At 49.8% G+C, this 21,504-nt stretch carries 15 protein-coding genes; 13 read left to right on the top strand and 2 right to left on the bottom strand.

Features of this window, described 5'->3' with window-relative positions:
- Positions 1 to 244 precede the first annotated feature (244 nt).
- On the top strand, positions 245 to 1,795 hold the full coding sequence (gene rny, locus BMW65_RS21160; protein WP_090608668.1) for a ribonuclease Y: 1,551 nt from the start codon (positions 245 to 247) through the stop codon (positions 1,793 to 1,795).
- Entirely contained in the window at positions 1,785 to 2,348 is a 564-nt protein-coding gene (locus tag BMW65_RS21155) for a DUF962 domain-containing protein (protein WP_090608665.1), read from the top strand. Before rny ends, BMW65_RS21155 begins: the two co-directional genes overlap by 11 nt.
- A 16-nt stretch (positions 2,349 to 2,364) precedes the next feature.
- On the opposite strand, the gene BMW65_RS21150 is transcribed toward BMW65_RS21155, so the two are convergent.
- A complete protein-coding gene (locus tag BMW65_RS21150) occupies positions 2,365 to 3,849 on the bottom strand; it encodes a hypothetical protein (RefSeq protein ID WP_090608663.1) in 1,485 nt (494 codons plus the stop codon).
- 207 nt (positions 3,850 to 4,056) lie between these two features.
- On the opposite strand from BMW65_RS21150, the gene rbsK reads away from it, so the two are divergent.
- The 10 genes from rbsK (at position 4,057) to BMW65_RS21100 (ending at position 19,609) form a co-directional block, all read left to right on the top strand.
- Positions 4,057 to 4,974: a ribokinase gene (rbsK, locus tag BMW65_RS21145; RefSeq protein WP_090608661.1), complete on the top strand. Its 918-nt coding sequence runs from the start codon at positions 4,057 to 4,059 to the stop codon at positions 4,972 to 4,974.
- A 36-nt stretch (positions 4,975 to 5,010) separates the two neighbouring features.
- Positions 5,011 to 6,015, top strand: a complete 1,005-nt coding sequence (locus tag BMW65_RS21140) for a GRP family sugar transporter (RefSeq protein ID WP_090608659.1) — start codon at positions 5,011 to 5,013, stop codon at positions 6,013 to 6,015.
- A 58-nt stretch (positions 6,016 to 6,073) separates the two neighbouring features.
- A complete protein-coding gene (locus BMW65_RS21135; RefSeq protein WP_177181248.1) occupies positions 6,074 to 9,112 on the top strand; it encodes a SusC/RagA family TonB-linked outer membrane protein in 3,039 nt (1,012 codons plus the stop codon).
- Positions 9,113 to 9,133: 21 nt separating this feature from the next.
- Positions 9,134 to 10,735, top strand: coding sequence for a RagB/SusD family nutrient uptake outer membrane protein (locus BMW65_RS21130; protein WP_143053962.1), 1,602 nt, complete (start codon positions 9,134 to 9,136; stop codon positions 10,733 to 10,735).
- Positions 10,722 to 12,767, top strand: coding sequence for an ADP-ribosylglycohydrolase family protein (locus BMW65_RS21125; RefSeq protein WP_090608655.1), 2,046 nt, complete (start codon positions 10,722 to 10,724; stop codon positions 12,765 to 12,767). The genes BMW65_RS21130 and BMW65_RS21125 overlap by 14 nt, the downstream gene beginning before the upstream one ends.
- 53 nt (positions 12,768 to 12,820) lie before the next feature.
- The gene (locus tag BMW65_RS21120; protein ID WP_090608653.1) at positions 12,821 to 14,383 is read left to right on the top strand and encodes an ADP-ribosylglycohydrolase family protein; all 1,563 of its coding nucleotides are present in this window, start codon (positions 12,821 to 12,823) and stop codon (positions 14,381 to 14,383) included.
- Positions 14,384 to 14,401: 18 nt separating this feature from the next.
- Positions 14,402 to 15,427 carry a nucleoside hydrolase gene (locus tag BMW65_RS21115; RefSeq protein WP_090608651.1) on the top strand — a complete coding sequence of 342 codons (1,026 nt, stop codon included), beginning with the start codon at positions 14,402 to 14,404 and terminating at the stop codon, positions 15,425 to 15,427.
- Positions 15,428 to 15,561: 134 nt separating this feature from the next.
- The gene (locus tag BMW65_RS21110) at positions 15,562 to 17,070 is read left to right on the top strand and encodes an aldehyde dehydrogenase (NADP(+)) (RefSeq protein WP_218145488.1); all 1,509 of its coding nucleotides are present in this window, start codon (positions 15,562 to 15,564) and stop codon (positions 17,068 to 17,070) included.
- A gap of 7 nt (positions 17,071 to 17,077) precedes the next feature.
- Complete coding sequence (locus BMW65_RS21105) at positions 17,078 to 18,730, top strand: UxaA family hydrolase (RefSeq protein ID WP_090608649.1); 1,653 nt, start codon at positions 17,078 to 17,080, stop codon at positions 18,728 to 18,730.
- Between the two features lie 33 nt (positions 18,731 to 18,763).
- A complete protein-coding gene (locus tag BMW65_RS21100) occupies positions 18,764 to 19,609 on the top strand; it encodes a fumarylacetoacetate hydrolase family protein (protein WP_090608647.1) in 846 nt (281 codons plus the stop codon).
- Here the strand turns inward: BMW65_RS21100 and BMW65_RS21095 are convergent.
- Positions 19,600 to 20,478, bottom strand: a complete 879-nt coding sequence (locus BMW65_RS21095; RefSeq protein ID WP_090608645.1) for an AraC family transcriptional regulator — start codon at positions 20,476 to 20,478, stop codon at positions 19,600 to 19,602. The genes BMW65_RS21100 and BMW65_RS21095 overlap by 10 nt on opposite strands.
- A gap of 93 nt (positions 20,479 to 20,571) precedes the next feature.
- Between BMW65_RS21095 and BMW65_RS21090 the strand changes: the two genes are divergently transcribed.
- Complete coding sequence (locus BMW65_RS21090; RefSeq protein WP_090608643.1) at positions 20,572 to 21,447, top strand: AraC family transcriptional regulator; 876 nt, start codon at positions 20,572 to 20,574, stop codon at positions 21,445 to 21,447.
- Positions 21,448 to 21,504: the final 57 nt, after the last annotated feature.

Below are 21,504 nucleotides of genomic sequence, written 5' to 3'. Positions count from 1 at the left end.
TCACAAAGCGTAAATGAGATGTAGGCCATTTTGCAAATGCCATCTGGTCAGGATCAATACGCTAAGCCTGTGTAAAGAAGTTTATAATACATGAGACCTGATTAATTTAATTGCGGTTTTTTTTATGCCGTTGCCTGGGCACTGAGCATAGTGAGGAACCAAGTATGGTGAGGATGGGGCAATCAATAATTGATGATAAAATAACGAACAAGTGTAAAAATGAATAAATAAAAACGAACAGGTAATGGAAATTATATACATCATTATAGGTTTTGCTGTGGGAATAGTTGTTGGGCGGTTTGCATTGCGCCTCTTGTTTAAAAAGCAGGAGGTGGCGGCACAAAGCAAGGCTAAGAAAATCCTTAAAGAAGCCGAACAGGCGGGCGAGCATCTCAAAAAACAACGGCTATTGGAAGCCAAGGAAAAGTTCCTGCAACTGAAGGCTGAACATGAAAAGGAAACTAACCAAAAGAACAATACACTGAACCAACGTGAAAACAGTGTCCGGCAAAAGGAACAATCGCTGAATCAAAAGCTGGAACAGCTGAATCGTGAGAAACAGGAGTTGGAAAGCACCCGTAAAAACCTGGATCGGCTTACCGAACTCAACGAGAAAAAACAGGAAGAGGTAGAGCAGCTGAAAACACAGCACATCAAGCAATTGGAAACCATAGCAGGCCTTTCGGCAGAAGAAGCGAAAAACCAGTTGGTGGAAAACCTGAAGGAAGAGGCCCGGTCGAAAGCGATTATTCAGATTAAGGATATTGTAGACGAGGCCAAGCTGACCGCTACCAAGGAAGCTAAAAAGGTGGTTATCCAGACCATACAACGCACCGCTACTGAGAGCGCTATCGAAAACACGGTATCCATCTTCAATATCGAAAACGATGAGATTAAAGGGCGTATCATTGGCCGTGAAGGCCGGAACATCCGTGCGCTAGAGGCGGCTACGGGCGTGGAAATCATTGTGGATGATACCCCGGAAGCGATCATCTTATCCGGATTTGATCCCGTACGCCGGGAGATTGCCCGGTTGGCCCTGCACCGCCTGGTGACGGATGGCCGTATTCACCCTGCGCGTATCGAGGAGGTCGTGGCAAAAACTAAAAACCAGATTGAAGATGAAATTGTCGAAATCGGGGAACGTACAGCGATAGACTTGGGCATACACGGACTCCATCCTGAGCTTATCCGAATGGTGGGGCGTATGCGCTACCGATCATCTTATGGACAGAACCTATTGCAGCACTCGCGTGAAGTGGCCAACTTCAGTGCAACCATGGCCGCCGAACTGGGGCTCAATGTCAAATACGCCAAACGTGCCGGATTGCTGCATGATATCGGCAAGGTGCCGGATGACAATCCGGAGTTGCCACATGCCATATTGGGTATGCAACTGGCAGAAAAATACAAGGAACATCCCGATGTCTGCAATGCCATCGGTGCACACCACGATGAAATTGAGATGACCTCGCTGATTTCGCCTATCGTACAGGCCTGTGATGCCATCTCCGGGGCGCGGCCGGGTGCGCGCCGGGAAGTGGTGGAAAATTACATCAAGCGGCTTAAGGAATTGGAAGAGCTGGCACTTTCCTATCCCGGTGTGGAAAAAACATTTGCCATACAAGCAGGGCGTGAACTGCGGGTAGTGGTGCAAAGTGAGCGGGTATCGGATGCGCAGGCGGAGTTGCTGGCAGCGGATATCTCTACCCGCATCCAGACGGAGATGACCTATCCGGGACAGATTAAAGTAACGGTAATCCGCGAGACGCGCTCGGTGTCGTATGCAAAATAGTCCGAAGCAAGCAGTCAGGGGTCCGAAGAGGGGGGGCGGAGGCCCGAAGCCGGAAGTGCCCAAGCGGAAGGTAGACGCCTATTTTGAAACCTTGGACAAGGCATACCAACATCCGGCTAACCGAGTGATTCAATGGGTTGCAATACCTGTTCTCTTTTTTGCAGTGCTGGGGTTGGTATGGATGATACCTTTTCCCGAAATTACCTTTCTGAAAAAACATGGCTATGACATGTTTCTCAATTGGGGCTCCTTCCTCATTGCAGCCATCATCTATTATTACCTACGCTTAGCCCCTACATTGTCTTACGCCGTACTGTTTACAATAGGCATATTCAGCTTTTTCATCGTGCAGCTCGAATACATCGAACAGCGCGGAGGGCCAGCTGTTTGGCTGGTCTGTATGACATTGCTGTTGGTATCCTTTATTGTTTTATACTGGGGTAGAAGTATGGAACGGACAGCGCCCCCTTTCCGCAGTTTTTTACAATTGCTTGCACTCGGCCCCATTTGGCTCTGGCACGTTGTGTTTAAGAAGCTGAATATCCCTTACTGATTGTAGGCAGGGGATTTCAGGTGTATTTGCTGAGCACCCATTTGCCATAATCAAAGAATTTCAGCAATTGCATCTCACGCTTATCGGATCTGATTTCGCTAAGTTTAATGGCTACCTTTTGTCGTGCCGCCGCTTTCCACGCATTCCCCCGGCGTTTGGGATCGGCTGCGATGGTGTTGAATACCAATTTTTCAATTTTAAAGGCCTTACCTAACTTGCTGAAAGCCCTTTTGTAGGAGCGGATTTCATATTCAAGATATGCCATATCGTCTTGTTCATAGCCAAGGAGGATATGCAGCAACCTTCCTGCGCGGTATACGGAAAGCTGGGAATTTTGTTTGCCGAAGGTGAAAAAGTGATTGATGCACCTATTGGCATCATGCCATTGCTGCGAAAGAAAATATGCCAAGCCTTCGAAATAAAGGTATTCCAGTTGTTTTTCATGGCTGTCGGTGATGGAAGTCTGCTGCTTTTCATGTTTGGAGCTGTCCAGCAATTGCATAGCCTCATGGACATCACCGGTTCCCAGGTACATGCTCAAACGGTAAGCCAACGCAGTAAGTCCTGCTAAACTACGGAAATGGTCGGGATATGTTCGTTTGGATAGCGCAACGATTTTGTCAATAAAATGCGCCATTTCCCTATAATAGCCAATGCCTCGCAGACTATCCAAAATGCCGTCCAGTGCGGAGAGGTAATCATAAGGCGGGTAATTCCACATCGATTCATTGGATTCAATGAATGTGTTGAGTTCGTCGAATATCCGTAGTGCCGAGCGGTATTCACCGGTATGGATAAAAAAGAAGGACTGGAATAGTAAATGAAGCTTTTGAGGCTCGAATTGGTATTGGCTGCCCCGCGTCGTCAAGCTGAGCTCGCTCAAGATGAGGTCATTTATCCGCTTGTCGCGTTTGCCATTGCTGTGGAGCACTCCTTTTGTAAGGCGGTGGCTCAATAATTCATAGAGGGAATAATGTTCATGAAGTTGGCGAAGCGACTGCAGTGTATGCTTGGCTTTCATCTGTTTATCCACCAATTGCTGCTCATTGAAGCTGGGAAAGCCGATGTCTGCCAATGCGGTAAGCTCCATACGGGCGGCTTGATAAGCTACGGAATGGTTTTGGCTTTCAGCGGCGAGTTTAAGTGTCTTTTGTAGTTCCTTATGAGCCCTATTGGGAATGGAACGTTCGAAGCAGAGCCGCGCTTTCATCAAGCTCTGGTATTGTGTATACCATGTGTCCTGTTCAATGCGTATTTGTACTAATACGTCCGTGAGCACTTTATAAAGGTAATTGGCAGCATTTTCAAACAATTTATTCGGGTATTTTTCTTTAAAGCGTTGTTCCCACGTCTTGTTGCGTCCGGCCTTCTTATCCGTAGCCAAATCAAACAAAAGCACGTAATCTTTTGGTCCTTGTAATTTGCTGCTGTGGAGATGGAAAAGTTTTCTCTCCGTTGCCGAGAGCGATTTGATGAGTTTCTCTAATTCGAAGACGAGCATTTTTTAGCTGCTTAATTGAAATAATGGGAAAAATCTTATGTGAATTTATATGATATAAATATTTGAAAATAAGATTTTTGTGTTTTATTGTTGTTGTATAATATCAAGTTAAGATTCATAAAATTACGAAAATATGGCTATTTTCTAATGGCTATCTGATTTATTTTTGATCCATTATAAACCCGTTATCATTTTTTGACCAGTTATATGAATAATAAAATCATCGTTGTAGGCAGTATGAACATGGATATGGTGGTAAAAACCAGTCATATTCCCCAGCCCGGGGAAACCGTTTTGGGGGGTTCGTTTTTCATGAATCCGGGGGGCAAAGGGGCCAACCAGGCAGTAGCTGTTGCGCGGTTGGGTGGAGATGTGACGTTTATCGGTAAAATTGGTGACGACATCTTTGGTAAGCAGTCGTCACAGTTATTTGATGAAGAAGGTGTAGATACCGACGGTATTCTGTCCGATCGGGAGAGCCCGTCTGGCATTGCGCTCATTACCGTGGATGAAAAAGGGGAAAATAGCATTGTGGTAGCCCCCGGAGCCAACGCACATTTGGAGCCTGCTGACGTAGAAAAGGTGATGAACAATTATGCAAACGCGAAAATACTGCTTATCCAGTTGGAAATTCCTATGCGTACGGTTGAATTCGCCGCCCGCCATGCACGGGCAAGGGGCATGCAGGTCATCCTCAATCCAGCGCCTGCCAACGCGCTTGTGCCGAATGTATTCCATATGGTGGATATCATCACACCCAATGTAAACGAAGCGGAAATGCTCTCGGGCATACGCATTACCGATATTCCGGATGCAAGGCAGGCCGCAGAAAGCATCCATGCCCAGGGCGTGAAGCATGTTATCATTACGCTGGGCGATCGTGGTGCTGCCTTGTTGGAGGATGGCGTATTTTATCACATTCCGGCTCCCGCTGTGGAAACCGTGGATTCCACAGCGGCAGGGGATGTATTCAATGGGGCATTAGCTGTGGCCGTAGCTGAAGGCAAGACGCTGACAGACGCCATCGCCTTTGCTTGCCGGGCGGCATCGATTGCGGTGACGCGTATGGGCGCGCAGTCGTCCATTCCCTTTCGCAATGAAGTGCTGCTCAGCAGCGTGAAGTAGTATAGCTTATATTAACCAATTAAAACCGGAAAAATTATGTTTATCGTAGAAAATTATGGCTTGGCAGTCCTTTTTTGCATCATCACGATGCTTTGCTGGGGTTCATGGGCCAATACGCAAAAGCTGGTGCAACGGGAATGGCGCTTTGAGCTGTTCTATTGGGACTATGTACTGGGGATTTTTCTACTGGCACTTGTGGGGGCATTTACCATGGGAAGCATCGGTGAATCCGGCCGATCATTCGTCGCTGATTTGGGTCAGGCAGAAGGAAGCAACATACGGAGCGCATTTATCGGCGGTGTGGTGTTCAACTTGGCCAATATCCTCCTTACCGCAGCCATTGCTGGCGCGGGTATGGCCGTGGCATTTCCCGTGGGAATCGGCCTGGCACTGGTCATTGGCGTGCTCATCAATTACCTGATGCTCAGCAAGGGTGATCCAGTATTGCTTTTCCTTGGTGTAGGGTTGGTGACCGTGGCGATTGTTCTCAACGCTGTTGCCTACCAGAAGCATTCGGGCAGTACCGGCAAAAAAGGCGTGGGCAAGTGGATAGTTGTATCCGTTATAGCAGGCGTGTTGATGTCTACCTTTTATCCATTCATCGCCGCAGGCATGGATTTGGAAAACTTCGTGTCTCCTGCTGCCGGAAAGATGACACCTTATACCGCATTTGTGGTGTTTGCAGGCGGCATTGTGGTGAGCAACTTGCTGTTTAATACCATCCTGTTGCGCAGGCCGCTTGAGGGGAGTCCCAGTAGTTACAGTGAATATTTCAAAGGACGGTTTGGCCTGCACGTGGTGGGCATCCTGGGGGGCGGTATCTGGGGGGTAGGCAACCTCTTCAACCTCATTGCCGCAGGCAAAGCCGGGCCGGCCATATCGTATGGGCTTGGGCAGGGGGCCACATTGGTGGCCGCACTGTGGGGCGTATTGATCTGGAAAGAATTTAGGGGCGGATCAAAGACGGTCAATGCGCTTGTGAGTGCGATGTTCGTATTGTTTGTCGTTGGACTGGGGCTGGTGATTGCCGCTGGTGGATAACGAGCGCCTGTACAAGGTATTATAAACCAATAAAAAACCAATTGTTATGAGTAAAAGTATGAAATACACTTTGCTTGGTCTGGTCTGTTGCCTATTATTTTGCCAACGTACCGTGGCACAGGAGACAGTGACCGGCAAGGTGACGGATGCAGCCAGCGGCGAGCCGCTGGTAGGGGCAACCATTACGGTCGTGGGTGAAGATGCCAGCACGACCACCAATGAGGAAGGTGTCTATACACTTACGGTACGTTCGTTTGATGTTTCGTTGTTGGTCCGTTATATCGGATATAACAGCCAAGAGGTGGCTCTAGGAGGTAAAAAAATGTTAGATATCGCCATGGTCGCTTCCGATTCGGCCTTGGAGGAAGTCGTGGTAATCGGTTATGGAACCCAGGCCAAACAAGACGTAACGGGATCTGTCTCTGCTGTGAAAGGCGACGAAATCGTCAGGAGCAACGCACCTAACCTCGCTAATGCGTTGGTTGGGCGATTGCCAGGGATCGTCGCCGTGCAACGGAATGCAGAGCCGGGTGACGATTCGCCGGACGAACTCCTAATCCGGGGAAGATCAACATTGAATAATAATGCTCCGTTGATTCTTGTAGATGGTATCCCCCGTGATTTTTCGCAAATCGATCCCAACGAAATCGAATCGTTGAGCGTACTGAAGGATGCTTCTGCGACCGCGGTTTATGGTATTCGCGGCGCCAATGGGGTTATACTGGTGACTACCAAACGGGGAAAAACAGGCAAGCCTTCATTTACGTACAATGGATATGCGGGAATCCAGAATCCTTCGCAGGTGCCCAAATACCTGAATTCCTATGACTTCGCCCGATTATATAACGAAGCGGCGTTGAATGACAATCCCGACGCGACACCACCTTACTCAGCGGAAGATCTGCAGAAATACCGCGACCATTCAAGCCCATATACGCATCCTGATGTCGATTGGTATAATGCAGTGATCAAACCAGACGCATTGCAGCAAAGGCATTCGCTGTCTTCTACGGGCGGTTCGGAGCATCTGAATTACTTTTTGCTGCTGGGGTATTTTGATCAGCAGGGGATGTATAGAAGCGTGAATTTTTCCAAATATAATTTCAGGGCCAATATTAACGCCGATCTCAGCAATACCACGAAACTGACCGTTGGATTGGGCGGGGAATTAGGGGACTGGCGGCATCCCGGCGTGGTGACATCCAGGGAAGACGGGGGGATATTCAGCACGACGACCTATCTGCCACCAAACGCATTTCCCATTAAAAATGAAGACGGTTCGTGGGCATCGTTGTGGGGTACCAACCCGGTAGCCGATCTGACGGAGGCTGGCTATCGGAAAAATGGTGCAAGGAATATCCAAACTTCATTTACCATTGATCAGAAGTTTGATTTTTGGGTCAAGGGGCTATCGGCAAAAGTGATATATGCCTATGATTTTGGTTTTAACAATTACAAAAACTGGTATACACCCTACCAAACCTTCATTCCCACGGGCGATGGGCTAGAAGAGATAGGGGTGCCCCTGCCCAGTTTGGACGAAGGGTTTGATCAGTACAACAACCGGACGTTTGAAACACATATCAATTACAACCGGACATTCGGCAAGCATGAATTGGGCATACTGGCGCTCTATACGCAATTTGCGAGCTACAGCAATTCCCTCAGTGGCTACCGATCCGATTTTCCATCCAAAGCGCTCGACCAGCTGTTCGCCGGCCCACGGACCAACATCAACAATTATGGGGGAGCCTCGGAAAGCGGACGCGAAGGTGTGGTGGGGCGTATCAACTACAATTACGATCAGAGATACCTGGTAGAGGCTAGCTTTGGCTATAACGGATCCGAGAATTTTGCACCTTCCCGGAGATATGGTTTTTTCCCGGGATTTTCGTTGGGATGGAACATGGCCAATGAGGCGTTTCTCAAACGCATCGATTATATCGATATGCTCAAGATACGGGGTTCATATGGAGAGGTGGGCAACGACTTGGTAAGCGACAGGCGCTTTTTATATCGGCAGCCCGTTTATTACGGTAGCGACTATGTTTTTGGCGGATCGTCGCCCACACCCGTACAGTCGTTGTACATCGGTGAATTGGCCAACCCGTATGTTACCTGGGAGCGGGCACGTAAAACCAATTTTGGGGTGGATGCCTCATTTAAAGGTGGATTTTTCGGATTCCGTACCGATGTGTTTTTTGAGCAACGTGCTAATATCCTGGCCATGCGCAACCAATCTGTCCCCGTGACCTTTGGAGCATCCTTGCCGGTGGAGAATATCGCACGGGTAAGAAACCATGGTGTCGAGGTGGAGTTGCGGCATGACCATACCATCGGTGCATTCAACTATTTTGTGAATGCCAACTACACATTTACCCGGAACAAAATTGCCTTCATCGATGAACCGGCCAACATACCCGCTTATCGGCAGCGTACGGGCAAACCCATGGGGCAATTTTTCGGTTACGTGAGCGAAGGGCTTTACCAGACCCAGGAAGAAATCGACAATTCCCCGAAGATTGTGGGTGTAGAACCCCGCCTCGGAGACATCCGGTATAAAGATTTGAACGGCGATAATGTCATCAATTCAAACGATATCAGTGCGATAGGAAAATCTGACATTCCCGAAAGCATATTCGGGATCACGCTGGGTGGAAGCTATAAAGGATTTGACCTGAATGTATTGCTGCAGGGTGCAGGTGGGTATAATGTCAATTTCCAAGGCGAGGCGACGCTTGAGTTTATCTATGGAAGCAGTGCGATGGAACATCACCTTGACCGGTGGACCCCGGAAAATCCCAATGCCTCCTATCCAAGGCTTTCCCTCGATCAATACAATTACAAACAAGAGACGTCCTCATTCTGGTTGCAAGATGCCGCCTATCTGCGGCTGAAAAATGCCGAACTGGGCTACACGTTTCCAAAGAGCCTCATTCCGGAAAATGTGCTCAAACGGCTGCGCATATACCTAACGGGGACAAACCTGCTCACTTGGAGCAAGGTGAAGATATTCGACCCCGAAGCCCCATCGGGTGCACCTTATTTTTACCCGATTCAGAAAACGATGATGGTAGGGCTTAATGTTGAATTTTAGTTGGCTAAAAAACAAACAATCATGAAAGGTTATATCAAATTATTGACGGCGCTTGTGGCAGGTTTCTTCTTTTCATGTGAGAAAGATGTCTTGAATAAAAACCCCTTGGACGTTATCGACCAAGAACTGGTATGGGAAGATGCTAATTTAGCGCAATTGTATCTGAATGACGTCTACCTGAATATCCCGGGTGGTCTGGGGCGTGGATTGGACTGTGCAACCGAAATCGGGGAAGGAGGGCACAACTGGCATCCGGCCCAGCCGTTCAATACCGGCGAGGTCACACCCGGCAATGCCCCGTTTGCGGATGCTTGGGATCTGTATTATCCGATACGGAGTTTGAATCAATTCATCGCGCAATACAATACCGGGCAGGGCGATGCGGAGACAAATGACGGATTGCTGGGGCAGGCCTACTTCCTCCGGGCCCTGTTTTATTCGGAGCTGGTTAATTTCTTCGGGGGCGTACCCATCATTTCATCCGCTCAGTCATTGGATGAAGACTTATTTGTGCCCCGAAATTCGTACGAAGAATGCGTGGATTTTATCGTTGCGGATCTTGATGCCGCCGCCGGACTGCTGCCGTCGGAATGGTCGCCCACCGAGGTTGGCAAAGCGACATCTGGCGCTGCTTTAGCACTGAAATCACGGGCATTGCTTTATGCGGCGAGCCCGCTCCACAATGAAGGGAATGACTTGGCCAAATGGCAACTTGCCGCAGATGCCGCATGGGCGGTCATCAGTTCAGAACAATACGCACTATATCCCGATTACAATGGGCTCTTCCTGAATGATAATAACGAGGAGGTGATATTCGACATCCAGTTTGCTTATCCTTACCGGACAAACGACTGGGATTACATGACCAATCCGCAGGGGTTCAATGGTGCGTATGGTATGACCAGGCCCACGCAGGAGCTGGTCAACAGTTACGAAATGGCCAATGGCAGGGCCATCGGAGATCCGGAATCCGGCTATGATTTGGCGGCTCCTTATGTGGGGCGGGATCCGCGGTTTTATGCATCTATCTTATATAACGGCGCATCATGGCGGGGTAGGACGCTGGAAACCTTCGTAGACGGAGCCAATGGACCAGGGGCCTATGACGAATATGCGACGTCGCTCACCATGACCGGCTACTACCTCAAAAAGTTCCTTAACGAGGAGAATCCCCTGAGCTACGGCGATAACCGGTGGAGTGCCAACTGGATAGTGATCCGTTATGCAGAAGTCCTGCTCAACTATGCCGAAGCACAACTGAATTTGGGCCATGAGGACGAAGCGCGTGCCTATATTAACCGGGTGCGGGAACGATCGGACATGCCCGAAATACCCAATGATGAATCGGGGCAAGCCTTACGTGCACGATATATGAATGAACGGAAGGTCGAACTGGCTTTTGAAGAGCAGTACTTCTTTGATGTGCGCAGGTGGAAAACAGCTCCCCAACTACTCAATGTGCCGGTGCATAAAATGACGATCGAACGGCAGGGCGGTGGCGGCTTTCAATATACCGAAGAGGTAATGGAACCCCGGTCTTGGCGGGATGCATTTTATTTCTTGCCGATCCCGCAGGAAGAAATCGACAAGAATCCCAATCTGACACAGAATGATGATTATTAACGCAACGGATAAAGACAAGTTATGGCGTCGTCGGATATGGGCGGCGTGGTGCCTGCTTGCCGTGCTGCTTGGGCCGGCAGGCGGAGCAAGGACATTGAAGGCGCAGGATAACGGCCCATACCTGAAAATTGCCGTGGAAACCTACCAGCAGAAGGTGTATGCATCGTGGTTGGGACAGATCGTAGGCAATACTTATGGTTTGCCCCACGAAAATGCCTATATCGATGAGCCGGGTCCGGAAACGTTCCCTTTTGGCTACGGCCCCAGGCTGCAGCAGCTCCGGGACGTAGACGGCGCGTTTTCAGACGACGACACGGATGTGGAATATATGTACCTGCTCCAAATGGAAAAATATGGCGCGGAGCCTACCTATGCGCAATTGGCTGGAGCGTGGAAACATCACATCCGCGAGCGCGTATGGCTGGCTAATCGGGCCGCACTCGGGCTGATGCATGTGGGATACAGTCCGCCATTGACGGGCTATAAACAATATAATCCGCACTGGTTTCAAATCGACCCGCAATTGGTCAATGAAATTTGGGCGATCACGGCACCCGGCATGGTGCATTATGCCGCAGGAAAGTCGGAATGGGCCGCCCGTATTACCAGTGATGATTGGGGGGTGGAACCCACCATCCACTATGGAGCCATGTTTGCCGCAGCTTTCTTTGAATCCGACATTTACCGCCTTATTGATATCGGAACGGCGGCCCTTCCGGCAGGTAGCCGGTTTGCGCAAACCGTGGAAGATATGAAAGCACTGTACAAGGCACACCCAACGGATTGGAAGGCGGCACGGGCAACGATGGCGGAGCGGTATTACCAGCATGAACCTGCCGACACCAAGACGATATGGAATGCCAACCTAAATGGTGCATGTGGCATACTCGCTTTGCTGTACGGGCAAGGGGATTTCCAGAAAACATTGGATATGGCGGTGGTAATGGGGTTTGATGCCGACAATCAAACCGCCACGATGTGCGGACTGATCGCGCTTATCAACGGAATGGAAGCGATTCCGGATGAATTATTATTCCCGATAACGGGTTGGGAGCAACCGTTCAATGACCGGTATATCAACGTCAGCCGGTATGACTTGCCGGATGCGGGTATCCATGATATGGCGCTTCGGACAGCCATGCAAGGGGAACGCATCATCCTGATGAATGGGGGCAAAAAAATCACGGAGGATGGAAAAGACTACTACGTGATAAAACGTGCTGCGTCGTTTCAAGCACCCCTCGAACTGCCGGAGGGGCCTGATCTACGGATTGAAGTCGGTAAGCCAGTGTCATACCGCATGGCCATCGTGGGAGATGGCGATGACGTGCAATGGCGGGTCGCGGATGGGTCGCTCCCCGAAGGACTTCAGTTTGACAAGGGCAATATCGTTGGAACGACCAGCCAGCCCGGAAATTATCGGCTTCTTATCGCAGCGCAGCGGGGCACGCAACAGGCCACGCGGGAATTGAAGGTGCGGGTGACCGGCCCCAACCTGGCACTCCAAGCTACGCGCGTATTGAGTAATGTAAGCAGATTGGATATCGCTGCGCGTGATTCCCTATGGCTCACCGTACCCTATTCATTGTATGCCAATGACGTAGAGGCTATCCGGGATGGAAACGTGGCTGGCGAAGGTTCTACTTATTACAGCATTGATGGCACGCATGAGCCCAAGGTCGATTATTATGGCTATCAATGGCGCGAGCCGATTAAAGTCGGATCGGTAGTTTTCTATACCGGGGCAATGGAGGAAATTGCAGGTTGGTTTACAAGCCTTTCCGTAGAATATAAAGATGGGAAAGGTGGCTGGAAGCGTGTGAAAAACATGAAGATTTCACCTACCTTGGTTGAGGGGAATGCGCCTTATGATAAACCGCATTTTGTGATGTATACCCTTAATTTCGAGCCGCTGGAAGCTACGGCAATCCGGATAATCGGAAATGCCGGGGGCGGGGAACACTGGTATGGGAAGCCGGCCTATTTTACATCCATCAGTGAGCTGGAAATTTACGGGCCGATACCCAACTAGTACCAGGATAATCAAATGATAGTAAACACCGTTTTAAATAAAACTGAAAAATTATGAACAGACTAACGTTAACCTTCGGAGTGCTGGCATGTTCTTGGCTGGGCTCATGTAGTCAGCCATCGCAAGACGCCCCAACATCGGGCTCAAAAGTGCTATCGCTTGCAGAACTAAAAGATAAAATCAAAGGTGGCTGGGCCGGCCAGACGATAGGGGTGACTTTCGGTGGGCCTACCGAATTTCGCTACAACGGGACATTCATCCAGGATTACCAAACCATCCCCTGGTACGATGGCTACATCCGGAAATGGATGGAAGGAGAGCCGGGTTTGTATGATGACATTTATATGGATCTCACCTTCGTAGATGTGTTTGAACGCGCGGGACTGGATGCACCCGTAGATTCCTTTGCCAACGCCTTTGCCAACGCGGAATATGTCCTATGGCATGCCAACCAAGCCGCACGCTACAATATTCTCAATGGTATCAAGGCCCCCGAGTCCGGGCATTGGCTGAATAATCCCCATGCCGATGATATTGATTACCAGATAGAATCTGATTTTGCCGGATTGATGAATCCCGGAATGCCCAACTCGGCATCCGCTATCAGTGATAAAATTGGCCATATCATGAACTATGGTGATGGCTGGTATGGCGGGGTGTACGTGGGTGCCATGTATTCGCTCGCATTTGTGTCGGATGACGTCCACTATGTGGTGAAAGAAGCCCTCCGTACCGTTCCCGCAGAAAGCGACTTTTACAAATGTATCGCCGACGTGATTAACTGGCATGAGCAGTATCCGGATGATTGGAAGCGGACTTGGTTTGAGATACAAAAGAAATGGTCGGAAGAAGTGGGCTGCCCGGAAGGCGTGTTTGCCACGTTCAATATCGATGCGAAAATCAATGCAGCCTATATTGTACTGGGCCTACTCTATGGCAATGGTGATTATACCAAAACCCTGGAAATTGCCACGCGCGCAGGGCAGGACTCCGATTGTAATCCATCGAGTGCGGGTGGAATATTGGGCACGATGATTGGCTACGATAGTATCCCGTCATATTGGAAGATGGGACTGGCCGATGTGGAAGACATGAACTTCAAATATACGACGATGTCCTTAAACAAGGTCTATGAAACCGGATATCGGCATGCGCTTGAAATGATCAAGCGCAATGGAGGAGAAGTGGGCGATAGCACGGCAACAATTGCCATCCAACAACCCGAACCCGTGCGGTATGAGAAAAGTTTTGAAGGCTTATATCCCGTTGAACGGGTGACGGTCAACCAAAACATTACTTCGGAATATGCGTTTGACTTTGAGGGCACGGGCGTCGTATTGTTAGGATCTGCCCATAAGGATGGGGAAGAATTGACCGACTATGTTTTTTCGGTAGATTTGCATATCGATGGTGAAAAAGTGGAAACTTTCACCATGTCTACGGATTACACCAAGCGTCGGCACGAGATTTTTTGGAAATACCAACTGCCCAAGGGCAAACACGCCGTAAAGCTGGTGGTGGCGAACCCTCGTGATGGCTACAGGATATGGGCAAATAACTATGTAGTGTATTCCGACAAACCGGTGGATGGGATAAACAGCCATCATGTAGAGTAGTTGTATTAATATAAACGGATGATGCGTATTTCTGCCAGTTTCTCTGTGATTGCTTCGATAGGCTGCATTTGGTGTATAAGCTGTAGGTCCGGTACCGGGCCACAGGCTACGGATGCTGGGCATGAGCGTAAACCTAAAATCATTTTTGATACCGACATGGGGCCTGATTACGATGACGTTGGTGCCATTGCGGTGTTGCACGCCCTTGCCGATAGTGGTGAATGTGACGTATTGGCTACGGTTGCCAGTGACGCACATCCATCCATTGCGCCCACGATAGCGCTGTTCAATCGTTATTTTGGTCGGGATAGCCTACCGGTTGGCACTGCCATGCGGGGCGCACCGGACTTCACTGCGGAAAATGGTTGGAATGATACGCTGATTAATACCTTCGCGCCCGATGTGCGTGCAAGAAGCTATCCCAGCGCCGTGGAGGTATACCGCCGTTCGCTGGCCAACCAGCCAGCCAACAGCGTGACCATTGTAACAGTGGGATTCCTTTCGAATATCAGTGCGCTGTTGGACTCGCAGCCTGACGCGTATTCGGAGCTGAACGGTGTTGATCTCGTCAAGGCAAAGGTTAAGCAACTGGTTGCCATGGCTGGTGCATTCCCCGAGGGCAGTGAATTTAACGTCAACAAACATGCCCAGGCTTCCGTAAATGTGATCAGCAAGTGGCCCAGGCCAATATTGTTCAGCGGCTTCGAAATCGGTGCCAAGATTTTTACAGGAAGCGCAGTGGCAAGGCAGGGAGGCAATAACCCAGTAAGCAAGGCCTATGCGTATAACCTTATGACATACACCAAGGAAGGGGAAACGAATCGTAATTCATGGGATCAAACGGCCGTTTTGTGCGCCGTGCGCAGTCCTGAAGATTACTTCTATGTCAACGGACCCGGGAAATTTACGGTCAGTGAAGATGGATCGAATACATGGGACCCCACAGTGGACGCCGGTCACTATTTCATCAGTCATAAATATCCGTATGCCTACATTGGGAAGGTCATTGAGGCATTAATGCTGCAAGCCTCAAACCGACAATAAGTCGGTTAAGCCAATATAGTATCAGAATAAGCTAACAAATTGGTGGGAAACCATTAAATTGTTAGCTTATTTTGTGTTCATCTTTTTGAGCGTATATAAACCAATTTGTTGGCCCATAATATAGACAAGCAATTATGATGAATGGAAAATTAAAAGAATCCCATACCTTATTGGAGTGGCCGGAGGTCATCACTTATATGGAAAGCGCCGAAGTAGCATTCGAACACTATCGGCGATATCCAGCCTCGCGGCGCATCGATTTTCTGCGGCAGATCGCCCGAGAAATAGCCACTATTCGGTTAAATCTCGTTGAAATCGCTCACCAAGAGACCCACCTTCCCGAAGGGCGCCTCCACGGGGAGATCGACCGAACCATCAACCAGATTAACTTATTTGCCGAGGTGTTGGAGGAGGGATCATGGGTAAATGCCATTATCGATACAGCAAACCCACAGCGTATACCCGCTCCAAAGCCGGATATCCGACAAATGCAGCTGCCTCTCGGCCCAGTATGTGTATATGGTGCGAGCAATTTCCCGTTTGCGTTTTCAGTGGCTGGAGGTGATACAATATCGGCTTTGGCCGCTGGGTGTCCCGTATTGTATAAAGTACACGAGGGGCACCCGCAAACATCCCAACTGGTGAGCGGTTGTATCGAACGGGCGGCAAGCCAAACGGACATGCCTCAGGGTGTATTCGCCTCGCTGATGGTCGCGCGGGAGATAGGTCTACAAGTGGTCACCCATCCTTCCATAGCAGCGGTAGCCTTTACGGGCTCTTTTTCGGGAGGCAAGGCCCTGTACGATGCGGCGGCAAGGAGGCCGGTACCCATTCCAGTATATGCCGAGATGGGAAGTATCAATCCCGTTTTTCTGTTGCCCGACCAGTTGAAACACCATGCGGAAGCAACGGCCATAGCTTTGGCAGCCTCCAATACCTTGGGTGCTGGACAGTTTTGTACCAATCCCGGATTGATGGTCATGTTACAGTCGCCCGAAACGGAGCATTTTCTCTCAACTTATGGTAGTCAACTGGCTGAGCAGACCTGCCACGACATGCTGACACCGGGTATCTATACGGCCTATTCAGCAGGCGTGGAGCGGCTAAAATCCATCAACGGGATTCAGGTACTCGGTGAGGGAAAAACGGAAGGGTTGCCATCCGATGCAGCCGTCCCGGTTGCATTCCGGGTACGCGGAGCGGATTTTCTTCGAAACGATGCTTTGCGGGAAGAGTATTTCGGCCCGGCATCCATCCATGTGATCGCAGAAGATACCGCACAATTACTGGAAATAGCAAAAGTGCTTGATGGGCAATTAACGAGCAGTGTCTGGTGCACCGATGTGGATATTGATTCATTTGGGCTACTATTCCAGGCATTGGAAGGTAAAGCTGGCAGATTGATCATCAATGGCGCGCCAACCGGGGTGGAAGTAGGCCACGCGATGGTGCACGGGGGGCCTTTCCCCGCCACTACAGATGCCCGGAGCACTTCGGTAGGGACGCAGGCCATCTACCGGTTTACCCGGCCGGTAAGCTACCAGAATTATCCCGATAGGCTACTCCCCGTTGAGTTGCGGGATGGCAACAGACTGGGCATTTGGAGAAAGTTAGACGGTGAACTGACGAAACAATCTTTATAAAAAAGTGATGATGACGAAATCGCTGCAAATACATCCGCAGGACAATGTGGCCGTAGCATTGGTTGGCCTCGTAAAGGGCAATGAGATGACGGTCGGAAAAGACAGGATCACGCTGCTGGACGATGTGCCGGCAAAACATAAGTATGCGATGCGTGATATCGATACCGATGCCGACGTAATCATGTACGGCGTATTGGTGGGGAAGGCCACCCAACCCATAAAAAAAGGTGCGTTGCTTTCGACGTCCAATATCCGGCATGCTTCCGGCGAATACCGGGTAAGCCAACGGAAAACCGATTGGATACGACCCGATGTGTCCCGCTGGCATGAGCGTACCTTTATGGGCTACCACCGTTCCAATGGAGCCGTAGGCGTGAAAAATTATTGGCTGCTTATCCCATTGGTGTTCTGCGAAAATAAAAACGTAAGCCTCATCCATGAAACACTTGTAAAAGAACTGGGCTATCAACGTGCCTCATCCCCTTACGCCGGGTTGGTCAGGGAGTTGAAACGGCTATACCAAGCTGGCGGCACCGATGAAGCGACACTGGCAACAGCCATTGACACTGAAACGATCGGCACCGGAGATCGGTTGTTTGCACACGTCGACGGCATCAAGATGCTTACCCATACGCTCGGCTGTGGAGGGACAAAAGACGACGCCCGCACACTATGCGGGCTGTTGGCCGGTTATGTCACCCATCCCAATGTTGCAGGAGCCACCGTGCTGAGTCTCGGTTGCCAAAATGCACAAATTAGCTTGCTGGAAGCGGAAATTGCTAAGCGCGATGCCTCGTTCAACAAGCCGTTGTATATACTCGAACAGCAGCGTATCGGCAATGAAGCCGACTTGCTGCGTGAAGCCGTACAGCAAACTTTCATGGGACTCGTGCAGGCCAATGAAGTTGTCCGCCAGCCCACGCCGCTCAGCAAGCTATGCATCGGGCTGGAGTGTGGCGGCTCTGACGGATTTTCGGGTATTTCCGCCAATCCAGCTCTGGGCTATACCGCTGATGTATTGGTCGCGTTGGGTGCCTCGGTCGTGCTTTCGGAGTTTCCCGAATTGTGCGGTGTAGAACAGGAGCTTAGCGACCGCTGCGTGGATGAGGAGTTGGCAGGCAAATTCGTGCATCTGATGCAGGCCTATCAGCACCGTGCGGAAGCGGTGGGATCCGGCTTCGATTCCAATCCTTCGGCGGGGAATATCCGCGATGGGCTTATTACCGACGCCATCAAGTCTGCCGGTGCCGCAAAAAAAGGAGGCACTTCGCCCGTGGTGGATGTGCTGGATTATCCGGATAAGGTAACCAAGCCCGGGCTGACCCTATTGTGCACCCCCGGCAGCGATATTGAATCGACCACGGCGGAGGTAGGCAGCGGTGCCACGGTAGTAGTCTTTACAACGGGGCTCGGTACGCCGACTGGAAATCCGATTGCACCGGTGGTGAAGGTTGCTACCAACACGCCATTGTATGAAAAAATGAATGATATCATCGATCTCGACGCGGGCACAGTAGTCCGGGGGGAAGAAGGCATTGAAGCCGCCGGCGAACGGATATTGGAGCACATCATACGGGTAGCCAGCGGTGAGGAGATTGTCAAAGCAGAGGTTGGGGGACACGATGATTTCATCCCCTGGAAACGCGGGATTTCGCTTTAATGATTAACTTAGCAACCAATCAATTATATGCATATGAAATTGTATAAAACAACACAAGGCCATGTTCTCCATGCGGACGACCGCTACCACCTGGTTCGTCAAGACTGGGACGAACTCGTTAACCGGGATGGGCTACATCCCTATCTTCGCAAGCAATTGAGCCTGTTTGATCCCATTCCCGAAGCAACGGCGTTGGCATGGATAGCCAATGAATTGCTGCCGCCTATTGGCAATCAGGAAGTATGGGCTGCGGGAGTGACTTATTTACGGAGCATGGAGGCCCGTATGGAGGAAGCGAAAGATTCGGGAGGAGCCGATTTATATGACCGAGTGTACCATGCGGAGCGGCCGGAGTTGTTTTTCAAGGCATTGCCCCATCGGGTAGCCGGGCATGGGCAGCGGGTAAGCATTCGCAAGGATTCCGCGTGGGATGTACCGGAGCCGGAACTGACCCTTTTTATCAACTCATCCGGGAGCATCCAAGGCTACACCGTGGGAAACGACATGAGCTCGCGGAGTATCGAGGGCGAAAACGCGTTGTACCTTCCCCAAGCCAAGGTGTACGACCGTAGTGCGGCATTGGGGCCATGCCTCTATATTCCTGAATCACCCATTGGTTCCGACACGATCATCGAGATGGCTATTGTCCGCAATGGACAGCTGATGTTCCAGGACTCGGTGGCCATCAGCCGGATAAAACGGTCGCTCAGCGAACTGGCAGCATATTTATACCGTGAATGCACGTTCGACCATGGCAGTTTCCTGATGACAGGTACATGCTTAGTGCCTGCTGATGACTTTACCTTGCAGGTAGGGGATACCGTGAACATCACGATAGGCCCCATCGGCACGTTGAGCAACACCGTGGCCTATAATTGAGGGGTTGTCCGATAGGTTTTCACGTATTGCTGGGGAGTCATCTGCATGATGCTTCTAAACTGGCGGTTGAAGTTGGAGAGGTTGCTAAACCCGGATTCGAAAGCGACTTGTGAGATGTTGTGCCGATCTGCTATCAATAGCCTGCACGCGTAGCCAATGCGTATTTCCAGCAAGAATTGCCAATACGTTTTCAAGGTACGGGTTTTGAAGTACCGGCAAAACGAATGCGGACTGAGGTTGACGGCCGACGCAACTTGTTCGATGGACAACGGTTCTTTGAAATGGGTAAATGTGTAGTTGAATATCTGGTCGATGCGGTCGGTATTATTGGCATTGAACGTGTGGACAAACCCGGCACTCGATAGCAACTCGATTTCTTGGGAAGAAGCGATAAGATTGAGGATATGCAAGAGCTGCTCAATACGTGCGGCACCCTGCGCGTGGATGATACCTTCCATCCTGTTTGTTATTAGGCTATGGGTACTACCCAAGAGTTTTATCCCGCGTTGCGCATTTTCCATCAGTCTTTTTATGGGCGCCATTTCAGGTAAAGCTAAAAACGTATCCCCCCAAAAATCGGACTTAAAATGGATAGCAATCGCTTCAATGGTAAGGCCCGATGACTGTTCGAAGTAGCTGGCGTCGCTGCGCCATAGGTGGGGAATATTGGTGCCCAATAAAACCAGATCGCCGTCTTCAAAAGGTTGCATGCTATCGCCAACCAATCGGATACCTTTCCCCTTGCGGATGAAGGTAAGCTCGATTTCGGGGTGATAGTGCCAGTGGTTATAGAGATACGGATGGATATCCTCACGGATACTGAAGGAATAGTCCGCGCCGGTATCGATTTTTCGGAGAATGGGCTTCACTTTGTTTTGCTGATAAATTTTACCAAATTTACATTAAATTATAAACCTTGTTATAGACCACAGGCATAACAAGCAACATAGAAATGCAAGAAGATGAAGGCGCTATTGAAAATTATCAATAAGGAGCAGCAGGATGTGTTTCAATTGATGAAGGTATGCGAGCCCCACTTTTTCCCGGCGTTGCATTTTCACCCGGAGTGTGAAATCATGCTGGTGCTCAAAGGAACGGGGATCCGGTTTGTAGGGGATAGCATGGAACGGTTTCAGGCCGGGGACCTCGTGTTTTATGGTAGGGATATCCCTCATTTTTACCAGAATGACCGGAGTTTCTATCAGCCGGTATCTGCCTCGGCAGCCCAAGCCATTGTCGTTTATTTCAAAGAAGATTTTTTGGGGAAGGAATTTTGGGAGCTTCCCAAGAATGTGCAATTGAAGAAATTATTCACCAATTCAAAACGGGGAATCAAATTCACTGGCAAATCCAAAATAGAATTGGAACGGCAAATCAAACGGTTGGACGACCACAAGGATAGCCTGGCCAAATTGATTGATTTGCTGTCCATTTTGCAGGCAATGGCCAATTCAAAAGAATATGAGCTACTCTCCAGCCGCGGATTCGTGTTGCCAGTGGAGGAAGATGAATGCAAACGGATGAATGATGTCTATCAATATATTATCAACCGCTATGTACATAATCCTTCTTTGGAAGAAGTTTCGGCCATTGCCAACATGAGCCCATCAGCCTTCTGCCGCTATTTCAAACAGCATTCCAACAAGACGTATACCCAGTTTTTGAACGAGATCAAAATTGGGAATGCCTGTAAATTATTGATGGATAATAAATTGCCCATCTCGCAAATCTGCTTTGAGGTGGGCTTCAACAATTTTACCCATTTCAATGGCCAGTTTAGACGGATCATCGGTGTGACCCCCAGCCAATACCAGCGGCAGCACCTGGCATTGAGCTGATTCCATACTTTTTCGTTGCCTTGCCGATAGAGTTAAAGTATTTTGCTCGTCAGGTGA

The organism is Parapedobacter koreensis, from assembly GCF_900109365.1.
In the GTDB taxonomy this organism is placed as follows: domain Bacteria; phylum Bacteroidota; class Bacteroidia; order Sphingobacteriales; family Sphingobacteriaceae; genus Parapedobacter; species Parapedobacter koreensis.
The sequence above is the reverse complement of the archived record's forward strand: the minus strand, read 5'-3'. Positions and strand labels throughout refer to the sequence as shown.